The sequence below is a fragment of the Streptomyces sp. NPDC006655 genome, from assembly GCF_040703965.1.
In the GTDB taxonomy this organism is placed as follows: Bacteria; Actinomycetota; Actinomycetes; order Streptomycetales; family Streptomycetaceae; genus Streptomyces.
The window spans coordinates 12,234-25,552 of record NZ_JBEYJU010000071.1; the positions used below are offsets into that span (position 1 = coordinate 12,234).

The window sequence follows — 13,319 nt, forward strand, 5'->3', positions numbered from 1 at the left end:
GCGGCGTCTGGCAAATGTGGTGGGGAGCGCCGGATGTCATGCGGCCGACCGGGCGAGCAAGGCATGGGCGAATCTCATCTGATGCCGACTGGCGTGCGGCGCCAGCGACCCCCGCTAGGGTTCACATCTCGTCCAATAGTCGCTTTCGGCAGGGGTCTTGTTCGTGTCTCGGATTGCTGCTCCTCGTGCTTCGGACCCGGCCTGGATCGGGCGTTTCCGGGTGGTCGGGGTGCTGGGTGCGGGTGGGATGGGAACGGTGTACGCCGGGGTGGGAGAGCGAGGCGAGCGGGTAGCGGTGAAGGCTGTGCACGCCGGGCAGGTGGCGGATCACCAGTTCCGCGCCCGGTTCCGGCGCGAGATCACGGTGCTGCGGCGGGTTTCGGGTCCGTGCCTGGTACCGCTGCTGGAGGCCGATTCCGAAGCAGATATCCCGTGGCTGGCCACTGCCTACGTACCCGGCTCGACGCTCGGCGATCACACGGCGGTACACGGGCCGCTGACCGGGTTTCAACTGCACCTGTTTGCCGCAGGTACGGCCGGGGCGCTCGCGGCCGTGCATGCCGCTGGGGTGGTCCACCGCGACCTGAAGCCCGCGAATGTGATCCTGGCCCCGGACGGGCCGCGGTTGCTGGACTTCGGCATCGCCCACGTCGCCGGCGGTACCGCGGTCACCCGCACCGGCATGCTGACTGGGACCCCGGGCTGGCTGAGCCCTGAGTATTACCGGGACGGCACTACCGGGCCGCCCGGAGACGTTTTCGCCTGGGGTGCGCTGCTCGCTTTCGCGGCCACCGGCCGACACCCCTTCGGCATCGGCAACGCCGAGGCCCTCGCGTTCCGCGTCCTCAGCGCCGAGCCTGACCTGGCCGGCGTCCCCGATGACATGCTCAGCCTGGTGACGGCGTGCCTCGCCAAAGACCCGGGACACCGGCCGTCGTCCGCGGTCGTGGCACAGAAGGCCGGGGAACTGCTCGGCGAGCAGGCGACCCAGGTCCTCGGAGATGTCCACGACCGGCCGACCGAGGTCCCGAACCTGATCGCCGAGCAGTGGCGCCCTCCGACCGTGGAAGACCCCGCCTGGCCCGCTCACGACCTACGCCGTCCCGGCAGGGGCGTCTGGCTCATTATCGCCGCGGCCGCGGTGTTTGCCGCGGCCGCCACGGGCACCTGGTTCGCGTTGCCCTCCGGCCACGCCCCAGCGCACGCCACCCACTCCCCGCAGGCCACTGCGGCCCGTTCCACGCCTGCCGCCGGACCGACAGCGACCACGTCGCGCCTCGCTCATCCAGCCACCAGCGAGTCACAGACCCCGACCGCCGCGGCCTCGTTCGCGCCGACGCAGACCCAGGTGGTCACTCTCAGTCCGTGGTCACCGGGCGGTATCCCCGCAACCGGGATCACCATCGCCGACCGGGCCAGCGGCTCCTGCTTCGGGCCCGCCGAATCCACGATGCGCACGGACGCCTGGCGCTGTACCGCTGGCGACCGGATCCTCGACCCGTGTTTCTCGCCGGACTCCAACCCCGCAGACACCAGTGCCCTGTGCATGGACGGAGCCCCCGACCGCATGGTCGAGCTGTCGGTCGCCGATGGCTTTCCCGGCAACAACAACCACATGCCGGGAGGACCCGACATCGAACCGATCGTCCTTGTCCTGGCCAACGGTGCCCACTGCTCGTTCGCCGGTGGTGGCACCGCGACGCTGGCGGGACAGCGCCTGAACTACGGCTGCGACAACGGCGGCTACCTGTACGGCTACCCGAACAAGGCAGCCGCGCTGTGGACCATCTCCTACGCAGCCCCCGGCAGCGGAGCCAGTGTCTCCACGCCGATCGCCACCGTCTACCAGTAGCCCGCCGGCGGTCCCGTCTGCACATCGGGTGGTCCGTCAGTCCGACACCACTGCTGTGCCGATGAGTTCTCCGGCTGTGGCGGATCTATGTGGGTTCGCTGTCATGGAAAGGGTGTTGGGCCCTGGGCATACCGGGCGACCGGTTGCTGTGACGTGAGTCGGGGAGCGGGTCGCGCGCCTCTTACACAAGAGAAAATATTGCACGGCGCGTCCCGTGCGGTCCGGCCTGATGGCGCGACGAAGAATCTTCGTCCAGCTCGCGATGGCGTTGGTACAGCCAGCCAGGCGACGTACGCCGTTTCACTCCGGTTGGGGTGTAGACGCTGTGAGTCGGCACAGCGTCAGTAGAACTACGCAACTCTCCACGGAAAAGTGGGGCAGCAGACCCACGATAGGTGGGCTGACGTTCGTGGGTATCTACCATTCCGGTGATGTCTGTTGCATGGTCATGGATGGTCGGAGGGGGACATTGAACCACTCCGGGATTGGTGGAGGCTCTATGCGTTGACTCCAGCCGCCGGTTGGGGCTGGAGTTGAGCGTAGTAGTTGGTCTCGTGTTCCTGGGGTGGGATGTCTCCGATCGCCGTGTGGAGGCGCTGGTTGTTGAACCAGTCGACCCATTCCGCGGTGGCGAGTTCGACGTCGGCCAGGCCGTGCCAGGGCCGACGGGGCTTGATCAACTCCGTCTTGTAGAGGCCGATCTGGGACTAACATGAGCGCGTTGTCCAGGGCGTCGCCGACGGTGCCGATCGAAGCATCGATGCCGGCCTCGAGGAGATGAGCGGTGAACGCGAATGACGTGTACTGGGCGAGTTCAACCGGTCGTTGCAACACCGGGCTGCTGTAGTGAGCGTAGCTGTTCCTCGAAGACCTCGGCCGGGGTCTTCCAGCCGAGGATCTTGCGGGGTTGGTTATTGATCGCCAGGGCGACGGCTTCGAGGTCCTCGGCGGACCACCGGGACAGGTCGGTGCCCTTCGGGAAGTACTGACGCAGCAGCCCGTTCGTGTTCTCGTTCTTGGGTCGCTGCCAGGGCGAGTGCGGATCGGCGAAGAACACCTTCGTCCCGGTATCGAGAGCGAACTGGGCATGCCCGGAGAGTTCCTTCCCGCGGTCCCAGGTCAGTGTCTTGCGGAGCTGCTCAGGTAGCTTCGTCATCGACACCGTCAGGGCAGTGTTCATCGCGACGGCGCCGTAACCGCCCAACGCCGGGCCGTTCTTCACGGGCGGTTGATGAACCAGCCCTGGACCAGCGGGAGTTCCGGCACGATCCCGGCGCCATAACGCAATATCGAGGGCGTCGAGGACGAGCTTGGCCCGCTTGCTGGTGGAGGCGGACCAGCCAACGATCGCCCGGGAGAACACGTCCACGACGAACGCGACGTAGACGATCTCGGACCAGGTGGCGACATAGGTGAAGTCGGCCACCCACCGCTCGCTGACACGTCCCCGCCGTCGCAGGTCCCACGGGCCTTGCCGGCGGCGAGCCGGGCAGACCACTCGCGTTCAGCGATGACGAGGGCGTCCTCCAGCGCTTCGACGAGCACCGTCCTGCTCACCGACACCACCGTCGGCTCACACCTGGCCTCCGTGCCCCAGGCAACACCGCCTCCATCGCGTACGCGACAGGCGAGGTGCACCTGGTCCCCATCAGGGAATGCGAACGCCAACCTCCGCCATTGCGTCGCGGTGTCCTGCTGGACGAGCCTGGCGCTACCGATCGTCACCTCCGATGACTCGTAGTCCGAGGGCGGAACGACCGCCGAGGTGATGGAAGAGGGTGGGTTCGGGGCGTCCTCTGCAACTGTGGCCAGCTCGGCGAAGAAGGCCTTCCAGGCGGCTCGGTCATTCCGGATGCCTTCCATGAGGCTGGCCACCTGCTGCAGCGTGCCGTACATGCACTGCACCCGGGTCGGCGCGTTCTCGAGACCGGGGAGGTGTTTGTGCACCACGGCTGCGGCTCGTTCGGTGCGGAGTACCTCGCCGAGGATCGATGAGGGACCGTAGGACATCGAGGCTTCTTGAGTGGGACCACTGGGGACGTCAGGGGTGCAGGGTGGTCAGGGCGGTGCTGAGGTGCTGTTTGAGCGTAATACGGGTGTCCGCAGCGGCTTCTCGCGACAGTGAGGTACCGGCGGTGAGCGCCTTGCGTACCGCGAGAAAGTCGGCGGGGCTGTTGACGCATTCGGCGGCGACCAGGGCGGGGCCCCGGTAGCGCAGCGTCGTGTGCTGTCCGGGGCGCTTGCCGGCGCGGACGATGACGTCGTCGTCCGGTGCGGCCAGTCCCGCGATCTGAAGCTTCAGGCTGCCTTGGTCGGACCAGAACCACGGCACACTGCGGTAGGCCTGAGGATGGCCGACCAGAGTGGTGGCAGCGGCCCGGGCTTGTTCGACGGCGTTGTCCACACTTTCCAGGCGGAGGCGCAGTGCGGGGCCGGGGGTCGGGGAGGGGTCGGGAAGGTTCGCACAGTCGCCGACCGCGAGGGTGTGACCGTCGGATGCCAGTGACCGGTCGTCGACCATGATTCCGTTGTCGCAGTGCAGGCCCGCGGCCGCGGCGAGGTCGTCGCGCGGGCCCGCGCCCACACCGACGAGAACGAGGCGGGCGGGCAGGCGAACGCCGTTGTCCAACTCCACAGCCGCGACGGCGCCCTGGCCGTCGTCGGTGAAACGGGTGGGACGGACGCCGGTCAGCACGTGGATCCCGCAGGCCCGGTGCGCCCTCTCGACGACCTCCGAGGTGACGGGGCTGACCACGCGGTTCATCAGGCTGGAGGCGGCCTCGACCACGCTCGTGCGGACGCCCGCAGCGACGGCGGCGGCGGCCACCTCCAACCCCACGAAGCCGCCGCCCACCACCACCATGTGCGAGGCGGCGTCGAGACGGTGAGCGAGAGCCATCGCGTCGTGCAGGTCTCTCAACACGACCACTCCGTCAAGATCGGCGCCTTCCAGCGGCAAACGCCGCGGTGCCGCTCCGGTGGCCAGGACCAGACGGTCGAAGACCCACCGACGGCCGACGGCGGTGACGGCGCTGCCAGTTCCGTCGCCCGCCAGGTCGAGGCGCTCCACGCGCTCGTCCAGAACCAGGTCGATGCGGTGGCCGGCGTAGAACTCCGGCGTACGCAGGGCCAGGGATTCGACGGTTGCCGTGCCGGTGAGGAAGGCCTTGGACAGGGGCGGACGAGCGTACGGTGCGTGCGGTTCGGCACCGAGGAGGGTGATGGGCCCTCGCCAGCCGAGTTCCCTGGCGCTGCTCGCCGTCTGGACGCCCGCCTGCCCGGCGCCCACGATCAGGAGACGGCCGTCGGTGGTCACAGCTGTGCCTTCGGGATGGTGACGTGGACGTGCTGCCCCTCAGCGAGGGGCAGTTGGCAGGACAGCCGTGAGGTGTCCTGCCGGTCGACGGCGGTGCAGTCCAGCATCTCGTCCTCGTCCTCGCTGATCGGAGGGAAGTCCTCGGCGTTCCGCTCGTGCAGGAAGACGTGGCAGGTCGCACAGGACAACACGCCCCCGCACTGTCCAAGCACCCCCGGGACACCGTTGCGTACGGCGGTCTGCATCACGGAGTCGCCGACCGCGCCCTCCACGGCCCGCTCGGTGCCGTCGGGCTGGGTGTAGAACACTTTGGGCATGCTGCTCCCCTCCGTCACCACGTGACGGGCAGGCTGGTCATGGGCTGGGTCAGGACATCGCGGTTGAACACCGGCTCGCCGGCCAGGTGGAGGCCGGGGATGCGCTTGAAGAGCTCGGCGATGCCCACCTGCAGCTCCATGCGGGCCAGGGGAGCGCCGAGGCAGTGGTGCAGGCCGTGGCTGAGCATCAGGTGCGGGTTGTCGGTCCTGGTGATGTCGAAGCGTGCGGGATTCTCGACGACTTCCGCGTCGTGGTTCACGGCACCGGGGTCGAAGCTGACGGCCTCGCCCGCGGCGATCAGCTGCCCGTCCACCTCGACGTCCTCCGTGGCGACGAACGGCACCAGGCCTCCGCCCCCGAACACGGGATATCCGATCGCCCATTGACTGTGGCGCAGGATCTCCTCCGCGGCGGTGGGGGCCAGACCGTCCGGGTCGGACACCAGCAGCGCGCGCTGGTCGTCGGAGCGCAGCAGCGACAGGACCCCGGTGGCAAGGAAAGTGGCGGTGTTGTCGAATCCGCCGACGATGAGGAGGAATGCGATGGGAAGGATCTCGGCATCGGTGAGCGTCTCGTCGCGTTCGCGGGCATGCGCCAGAGCGCTGAGCAGATCATCGCGTGGCTCCTCGCGGCGCTTCGCGATCAAATCCGTCATGTAGGCCGAGAGCTCTCCGAGATCGGCGGCGATCTCCTCCTCGCTCCTGCCCGCGACCGACAGCGTGGAGGAGCTCCACCGCTCGAACTTCTCCCGGTCCGAGGAAGGCACGCCCAGCAGGGAGCTGAGCATCTCGATCGGCAGGGACAGAGCGTACTCGGGTACGAGGTCGCGGACACCGCCGCGGGCCAGCATTCCGTCGATCAGCTCGCCCGCGAAGGCCACGGCGGAATGGCGCATGTCCCGGACCCGCCGGGGCGAGATCGCCTTCTGCACCAGCTTGCGAAGCTTCGTGTGCTGGGGCGGGTCCTCGAACTGCAGCGTCGAGCGCAGGAAGTCGGGGAACGGCACGAAGAACGGTACGACCCGTTCACCGGTGCGGAACGGCTCCCGGACGAACCGGGGGTCGCCGAGCACCTGCCGTGCCGCGCGGTTGCGGTGCACGATCCAGATGTCGCCGCCGTACGGCATGGTGACCTTGCTCATGGGCCGGTCGGCCAGGAGGCGACGCAGGTGCTCCACGGCCTCGGTGGCGGGCAGTGGGCCGAAGGGGTACTCGGTGCCGGCGTCGGTGGATGCGGTCATCGGCTTCTCCGGTTGGGCTGGGATGGGTGGCTCAGGCGGTGTGGGGATGCGGTGCGGCGACCAACTCCGGTTGTGCTTCGGGGGTGAGGGCCATGACCTCGTCGAACCGTTCGGCCACCGTCTCGATGGTCAGGTCGGTCTCGTGGATGCCCTGGGTGGTGATGACAGCCGTGCGGCTGACGCCTCCGCCCGCGGCGTTGAAGACCTCGCCGGTCACCCGGCAGGAGGGGTGGACCAGGTACGCGGCCACAGGCGCCACGTGCTCGGGCAGGAGCTGGGTCCGCACGTACTCCATCACTTCGGGTGACAGCGAGTCGGCGGAGCTCTCGGCCATGCGGGTACCGGCGCCGGGTGCCAGGGAGTTGACGAGGATGCCGTGCTCGGCACCCTCCAGGGCCAGGTTGCGGGTGAGTGCGAAGACCGCGCCCTTGGAGCTGCCGTAGTGCGTCATCAGCGGGTTGCCGAGCATCGCCGCGGAGACGGTGTTGACCACTCGACCGGAGCCCGAGGCGATCAGGTGGGGCCATGCGGCACGGCACACGAACAGCGAGCCGAAGAAGTGCACGTCGAGGTGGCGCTGGTACTCCTCGGCCGGGACGTCCGCGAAGGGGGCGGTGCGCACGATGCCGGCGTTGTTGATGACCGCGTCGAGCCTGCCGAACTCCTTGACGGCAGTGTCGACGACCGTCGCGGCCCCGCTCTCGGTGGACACGTCGGCCCGGCACGCGACGGCCTTCCCGCCCGCCGCAAGGATCTCGGCGACGACGTCGATCGCGGGGTCGTCGCCGGCCACGCCGGAGCCGTCGACGCGGGCCCCGAGGTCGGCGACGACGACACCGGCGCCGCGCGCGGCCAGCAGCAGCGAATGCGCCCGGCCGATACCGCGTCCGGCACCGGTGACCACGACAACGCGGTCTTCGAACGAGAGAGTGTCCATGTATCAGGTCCCAACTGATCGGTGGGCGCCGCGCCGCTGGCCGGCCCCCTTGCGCGAGCTGTTGTCAGGGGCGGTTGGCTCCGCCGCTCGCCTGGACCGGGACCTGCCAGACGGTCCCGTTGCGGTTCTTGCGGGATTCCTCCCAGTCCAGAACGTCCAGGCCGGCGCAGACGAACAGGGTCCGGCGGCCTTCGCCGCCAAGAACGCAGGCGGGCGGCAGGGCCTCGGTGACGTCGAAGCGGATGACGTCGGTGATCGCACCTCCGGCGGTGAACCGTGCCACGGCGGGCACCGAGGGCAGCCCCGCCCAGACGCCTCCGTCGTCGTCCAGGCAGATGCCATCCGGCAGGGACGGTGTCGTGGCGAAGATCCGCCGCCCGCTCAGGCGACCCTGCTCGTCGCGGTCCATGACAGTGATGCGGTCGGCGAAGGCCTCCGCGGTCAGCACGTGGCGGCCGTCGGCGGTGACTGCGATGCCGTTGGCGCCCATGAAGCCGTCCAGCTCGGTGAGGGCTCGGGACGCGCCGTCGGGTTCCACGACGAGCAGCGCGGACTCGCGCGGAGCCTCGCCGGCGAACAGGTCGAAGCCGAGCTGGGTGACGTAGGCGCGGCCGTCGCCGTCGACGACCATGTCGTTGATCGACCCGGTCGCCAGGTCGCGCAGGTCGGCGTACTCCGTCAGCCGCACCCCGTCGTAGGCGAGGACGAGCCGCTCGTGCATGGAGGTGACGATCAGCGTGCCGTCGGGGAGCCAGCCGAACCCGCCCGGGATGACTTCGACTCCGTTCACCGAGGCGCGCCGGGAGAGGTCGAGCACTGTGTGCGGCGTCCCGTCGGCGTCGAGGCGCAGGATGCGGTGGGCGTACATGTCACTGAACCAGAAGGCCCCGTCGTGCCACCGCGGGCACTCGGCCCAGGTGAACCCGCTCGACAGCTTGTGGGGTGTGAGCGGGCGGGCGTCGGCGAACGGGTCGACGGCGGTGTCGGTCACGGTTCCTCCTGGCACGGGCTGGCAGCGGGTGGTGGATGCGGAGTGACGGGGGACGGCGGCGTTGGTCAGAAGGGCAGCGGATGAGCGAACTTGGCCCGCAGCAGCCCGCCGATCTCGGCGACGGCGAGCCGCCCCCTGGCCAGGTGGTCGGACTGCATGAGGAAGCCGTGGTAAGAGCCCGGGTAACGCGTGAGAGTGGTCTGCACGCGGGCCTCGCGCAGCCGTTCGGCATACCTCTCAGCCCAGTCCCGGAGCGGATCGCACTCCGCCGTCACCACGATGGCCGGGGGCAGACCGGTGAGGTCGTCGGCGTAGGCCGGGATGCGGTACGGGCTGTCCGGGTAGCCCTGGCCGCCGTCGGCTGTCTCGTTGAGGAACAACACGTCGTCCCGGCTCAGGATCGGCGCGTCGGCGCACTCGGTGATCGACCGGGCCCCCAGGTCTCGGTCGAGGCCGGGACAGACGAGGACCTGGCAGCTGATCGCCGGGCCGCTTCGATCGCGTGCCGCGAGGGCCACGGCGGCGGCCAGCGTGCCTCCGGCGCTGTCGCCGATGACGACGAGCCGGTCGGGGTCGCTTCCGATGTCGTCGGCGTGTTCGGCGGTCCAGAGCGTGGCGGCGTAGGCGTCGTCGAACTGTGCGGGGGGCGGAGATTCGGGGGCCAGGTGGTATTCCACGGACACGACCGTGGCCCCACTGCTGTGGGCGAAATGACGAGCGAGTGGCTCGAAGGAGTGGTTGGAGCCCATGCACATGCCGCCGCCGTGCAAATACACCAGCACCGGCGCCCGGTCGCCGAGGGAGGGACGGTGGATTCGCAGCGGGATCTCTCCCCAGGGGCCGTCGATCCGGAGATCCTTGGTCTCGGCCATGACCGGCAGGCCCTTCGGGAAGGGCATGGCTTCGAGGCCTTCGCGCAGGGCGGCGATGCCGCGCTTGCGCATCGGCGGCGTGTCGGCGACAGCGGCGGCGATCGCCGCGGCGTCCGGGTCCAGCGGGGGAAGCTGAGGGCGCATGGTGGTCTCCGGCGTCGGTGGCGGCTCAGTTCGCGGGAACGGCGTAGTCGCCGCGGATGAGGAGCGGGGCACGGCGATGCGTCAGGACGTCGGCCCGCGCTGCCATGGCGTCGGCGACGAAGGGCTGGGACCGCAGATAGAACTCACCCTCGGCCGCCTGGTCGAAGAACACCCGCGCAGCGTCCACCGGGTCCATCGCGTGCGCCTTGATCCTCAGCATCGCGGCGCGGTGGTCTTCCGCAGCGGCGATGTCGCCGTCTTCGACGGCACCGGCGGACTCGAAGATGTCCGACGCCACCGCGCCCGGCAGGACCGCCTGGACATGCACGTGATGAGCGTGGCCGGCGAGCTCGACCTCCTGGTGCAGGCATTCGGTCAGGGCCAGGACGGCGTGCTTGCTCATGATGTACGGCGCCTGCAGTGGACTCGCGCTGACCCCGCCCACCGAGGAGAGGTTCCAGACCCAGGACTGCCCCGGCTCGGCCGTCATCCGGGGCAGAAACGCCTTGATGCCGTGGAAAACACCGCTGATGTTGATGGCGAGAAGCCGCTCCCAGTTCGGCTCCGGCGTATCCCACAGATACCCGAACTGCTCGACTCCGGCGTTGTTGACCAGCAGCCTGACAGGACCGGCCTCGGCGATCGTGCGTTCCGCCAGCCGTTCCAGGGCCTGAGGGTCACGCACGTCGCAGGTCACGTCGAGAACGCGGGCGCCGACGGCCTCCAGCTCGGCACGCAGCTCGGCGATGGCACGGGTGTCGACGTCGGCCAGCACCACGGACATGCCGAGCTCGCGTGCGGCGTAACGGGCCAGACCCGCTCCGATGCCGGCACCGGCCCCGGTGATCACGGCGATGCCCCCGCCGAACAACTCCTGTGCGGAAGTCATCGGCCGTTCCCTTCATGTTCGGCGACGATCTCGCGGACGGCTCGTGCGACGGGTGCGAACGTCCGCTCGGGACTCTGGATCGCCGGGGTGTCCATGTTGTTGTGGCAGATCGCGACGGCAACCCGGTCACGGAGGTCGGCCCACGCGACGGAGCCTCCCGCGCCGGGGCTGTAGATGATGTCGCGGTGGTCGCCGACCAGCGGATCGGATGCCTCCGGTTCGCCGCCGAGCCAGAACCCGTTCGCGCCGAACCAGACCGGGATGGTCAGGATCCGGTCCGGGGCGTGCGGGTCCTGGCGCGGCCGGGTGAAGGTGGCCACCCGGTGCGCTGAGAGCAGCCGGGTACCGTCGAGTTCACCCCCCTCGGCGAGCATCGCGAAGATCCGGGCCACGGAACCGGCGGTGGCGATCGCGCCCGCTCCGGGGTCCACGGCCTGTTGCGCGGTGCGCTGGTTGTGGGCGTCAGATCCCGGGAAGACCGCCGGCGGGCTGACGTTGTGGTCGTCGACGATCCCGAACTCGTTACCGCCGTACAGCGTGGCCACACGCCCCAAGTCGGGGTCGGGAACGCCGAGATGGAAGTTCTCGACACCCAGGGGCGTACAGATCTCCTCCGCGACGAAGACGTCGAAGGGACGGTGCGCCGGGTCCGTGCGGAGCACGACCTCACCGATGATCCACCCCCACACGAGCACGTGGTACGCGCTGGTGGTGCCCGGCTCGAAGACCGGCCTGAACTCGGCGATGCGGCTCGTCATCCACTCCCAGTCCGCCATCAGGTCCGGCGTGACACCCTCGGGCATCTGTGGGATCCCCGCGCGGTGCGACAGCGCCTGCTCGACCGTGATCGTCTCCTTGCCGTGGGCGGCGAACTCGGGCCAGTACCGCGCGATGGGAGCCCGCAGATCCACCAACCCGCGCTCGGCCTGCAGGTGGAGCGCCGTCGCCGTGACCCCTTTGGTCACGGAGAACACCGGGAAGAGAGTGCGCTCGTCGACCGGTGTGCCGCGCTCGACGTCGGCGAGACCCGCCACGGCGTCGACGATCAGCTCGCCACGGTGATAGGCGGCCACGGCGATGCCGGTCTCGCCCAGTTCCAGGGAACGTTCGAGGGCTTTCGTGATGCGTGGGTCATGGGTGGCCAAGGCGGTCATCGGCTCTCCTTGGGCGATGTGCGGGCCCTTGCGCAACGCCGCAACCGCGGCCTCGTTGCTCGGTGTTGACGCTAGGCCGGGTGTATGGACGCTCCGGCGCGCTGTTCCGGTGAGTGGACGGCTTTTCCGGCCGGCAATGTCAATCCGACACTTCCCGCTTGGCCAGTAGCCATCGGCCGTCCTCACAGCGCCGCAATTCGTCCCGATAGGAGCCCGTGACCAGGATCGAGGCCGGGGCGGCACGGGAGACCAGGAGGAAGGAGGAGAACGCCCCGGCGTGCTCAGCCTCGACATACACCTCCTGGTTGGTGACGACGTGTCGGTTGCCGGAGTCGGGGCCGGCGCGCCCGAGGGCACGCATCTCCGCCAGGCCTTCGAGGACCGCCGTATGTCCCCGCCAGACCACACCGGACATGTGCCATTCCACGTCGTCGGCGAGCAACCTGCCGATCTGAGCCACGGTGCCTTCGTCGGCCATGCGGGCGAACGCGTTGAGGACGTTCACGATGCTGAAGACGTCCGGTGTGTCCTTCGGGTCCGTCTGGGGGAGTTGCATGTCTCTCCTGCCCTCGGTGGATGGCGGAACGAGCCGGTGTCAAATGCGGCGCGGGGTCCGAGCCCCCGCAACCGACTGTGCGCCCGGAGCGGCCAGCCACCGGAGCGAACGTCCACTCACCGGACACCTTCTGCGTGAGGGCCCTTCATCCGGGGGATTTTGGAAGCCGACCGTAGTCCTCGCCGACATGGAGGCCGCTTCCGTGACACCAGACGCCGACACTCAGACCAAGGAAGTGCAAGGACGGGACCTGTCGGTCACGCTCGAGGACGGCGTCGGGCTTCTTGTCATGCGCAGGCCGCCCGCCAACTACTTCGACGAGCACCTGATCGGCCGGATCGTCGACGCCGCCCGCGCACTCGACGAGGACCCACAGTGTCGAGCCATCGTGCTCGCCGCCGAGGGCAAGCACTTCTGCGCTGGCGCGAACTTCGGTGACGGAGGCGGTTTCGACCAGGACCGGGTAGGAGTGTCGGAGCGCCTCTACCGCCGCGCCGCGCAGCTCTTCGAGATCGGGGTCCCGATCGTCGCCGCCGTGCAGGGCGCGGCTGTGGGCGGCGGTCTGGGCCTGGCCTGCGCGGCCGACTTCCGCGTCGCCGACGCGGGCGCGCGCTTCGTCGCCAACTTCGCGCTGTTGGGCTTCCACCAGGGCTTCGGGCTGAGCGTGACGCTGCCGGAACTCGTCGGCCGACAGGCCGCCACGGACATGCTGCTGACCGGCCGGGCGGTCAGGGGTGAGGAGGCCCACGCCATGGGGCTCGTCGATCGGCTGTCCGGCCCCGGCGCGCAGCGCGAGGCGGCTCTGGAGTGGGCGCGATCGCTGGCTGCCGCGGCACCCCTCGCCGTCAGGTCGATCCGCTCGACGCTGCGCGGCGACCTTTCGCGCAGGGTCGGTGACGCGCTGGCACACGAGCTGTCCGAGCAGGCCCGCCTGTGGGCGACCCGCGACTGCGCCGAAGGCATCGCGGCGAGTCTTGAGCGGCGACCGCCGGTGTTCCGCGGGGAATGACGACGAGGGCCGTCGCTGCCCGTCCCGACGGCCTGCGATGG

11 protein-coding genes and 2 pseudogenes are annotated in these 13,319 nt (G+C 69.4%); 2 read left to right on the forward strand and 11 right to left on the reverse strand.

Going from position 1 to position 13,319, the window contains the following annotated elements:
- Positions 1–229: 229 nt before the first annotated feature.
- Complete coding sequence (locus AB0958_RS31645) at positions 230–1,852, forward strand: serine/threonine-protein kinase (RefSeq protein ID WP_366893906.1); 1,623 nt, start codon at positions 230–232, stop codon at positions 1,850–1,852.
- Between the two features lie 497 nt (positions 1,853–2,349).
- Here the strand turns inward: AB0958_RS31645 and AB0958_RS31650 are convergent.
- The 11 genes and pseudogenes from AB0958_RS31650 to AB0958_RS31700 all read right to left on the reverse strand — a co-directional run.
- Positions 2,350–2,662, reverse strand: a pseudogene (locus AB0958_RS31650) (integrase core domain-containing protein); the annotation flags it as partial.
- Between the two features lie 4 nt (positions 2,663–2,666).
- A pseudogene (locus AB0958_RS31655) lies at positions 2,667–3,281 on the reverse strand (IS30 family transposase); the annotation flags it as partial.
- A 612-nt stretch (positions 3,282–3,893) separates the two neighbouring features.
- Positions 3,894–5,168, reverse strand: coding sequence for an FAD-dependent oxidoreductase (locus AB0958_RS31660; RefSeq protein ID WP_366893907.1), 1,275 nt, complete (start codon positions 5,166–5,168; stop codon positions 3,894–3,896).
- On the reverse strand, positions 5,165–5,485 hold the full coding sequence (locus tag AB0958_RS31665; RefSeq protein ID WP_366893908.1) for a 2Fe-2S iron-sulfur cluster-binding protein: 321 nt from the start codon (positions 5,483–5,485) through the stop codon (positions 5,165–5,167). Before AB0958_RS31665 ends, AB0958_RS31660 begins: the two co-directional genes overlap by 4 nt.
- Before the next feature lie 14 nt (positions 5,486–5,499).
- Positions 5,500–6,726: a cytochrome P450 gene (locus tag AB0958_RS31670; protein ID WP_366893909.1), complete on the reverse strand. Its 1,227-nt coding sequence runs from the start codon at positions 6,724–6,726 to the stop codon at positions 5,500–5,502.
- Positions 6,727–6,757: 31 nt separating this feature from the next.
- Complete coding sequence (locus AB0958_RS31675) at positions 6,758–7,663, reverse strand: SDR family NAD(P)-dependent oxidoreductase (RefSeq protein ID WP_366893910.1); 906 nt, start codon at positions 7,661–7,663, stop codon at positions 6,758–6,760.
- Between the two features lie 64 nt (positions 7,664–7,727).
- Entirely contained in the window at positions 7,728–8,654 is a 927-nt protein-coding gene (locus AB0958_RS31680) for an SMP-30/gluconolactonase/LRE family protein (protein WP_272121181.1), read from the reverse strand.
- A gap of 65 nt (positions 8,655–8,719) precedes the next feature.
- A complete protein-coding gene (locus AB0958_RS31685) occupies positions 8,720–9,670 on the reverse strand; it encodes an alpha/beta hydrolase (protein ID WP_366893911.1) in 951 nt (316 codons plus the stop codon).
- 25 nt (positions 9,671–9,695) lie between these two features.
- Entirely contained in the window at positions 9,696–10,559 is an 864-nt protein-coding gene (locus AB0958_RS31690; protein ID WP_366893912.1) for an SDR family NAD(P)-dependent oxidoreductase, read from the reverse strand.
- Entirely contained in the window at positions 10,556–11,713 is a 1,158-nt protein-coding gene (locus tag AB0958_RS31695; RefSeq protein WP_366893913.1) for a serine hydrolase domain-containing protein, read from the reverse strand. The genes AB0958_RS31690 and AB0958_RS31695 overlap by 4 nt, the downstream gene beginning before the upstream one ends.
- 139 nt (positions 11,714–11,852) lie before the next feature.
- A complete protein-coding gene (locus tag AB0958_RS31700) occupies positions 11,853–12,269 on the reverse strand; it encodes a nuclear transport factor 2 family protein (RefSeq protein ID WP_366893914.1) in 417 nt (138 codons plus the stop codon).
- 202 nt (positions 12,270–12,471) lie between these two features.
- Between AB0958_RS31700 and AB0958_RS31705 the strand changes: the two genes are divergently transcribed.
- Positions 12,472–13,278: an enoyl-CoA hydratase/isomerase family protein gene (locus AB0958_RS31705; protein ID WP_366893915.1), complete on the forward strand. Its 807-nt coding sequence runs from the start codon at positions 12,472–12,474 to the stop codon at positions 13,276–13,278.
- Positions 13,279–13,319 lie beyond the last annotated feature (41 nt).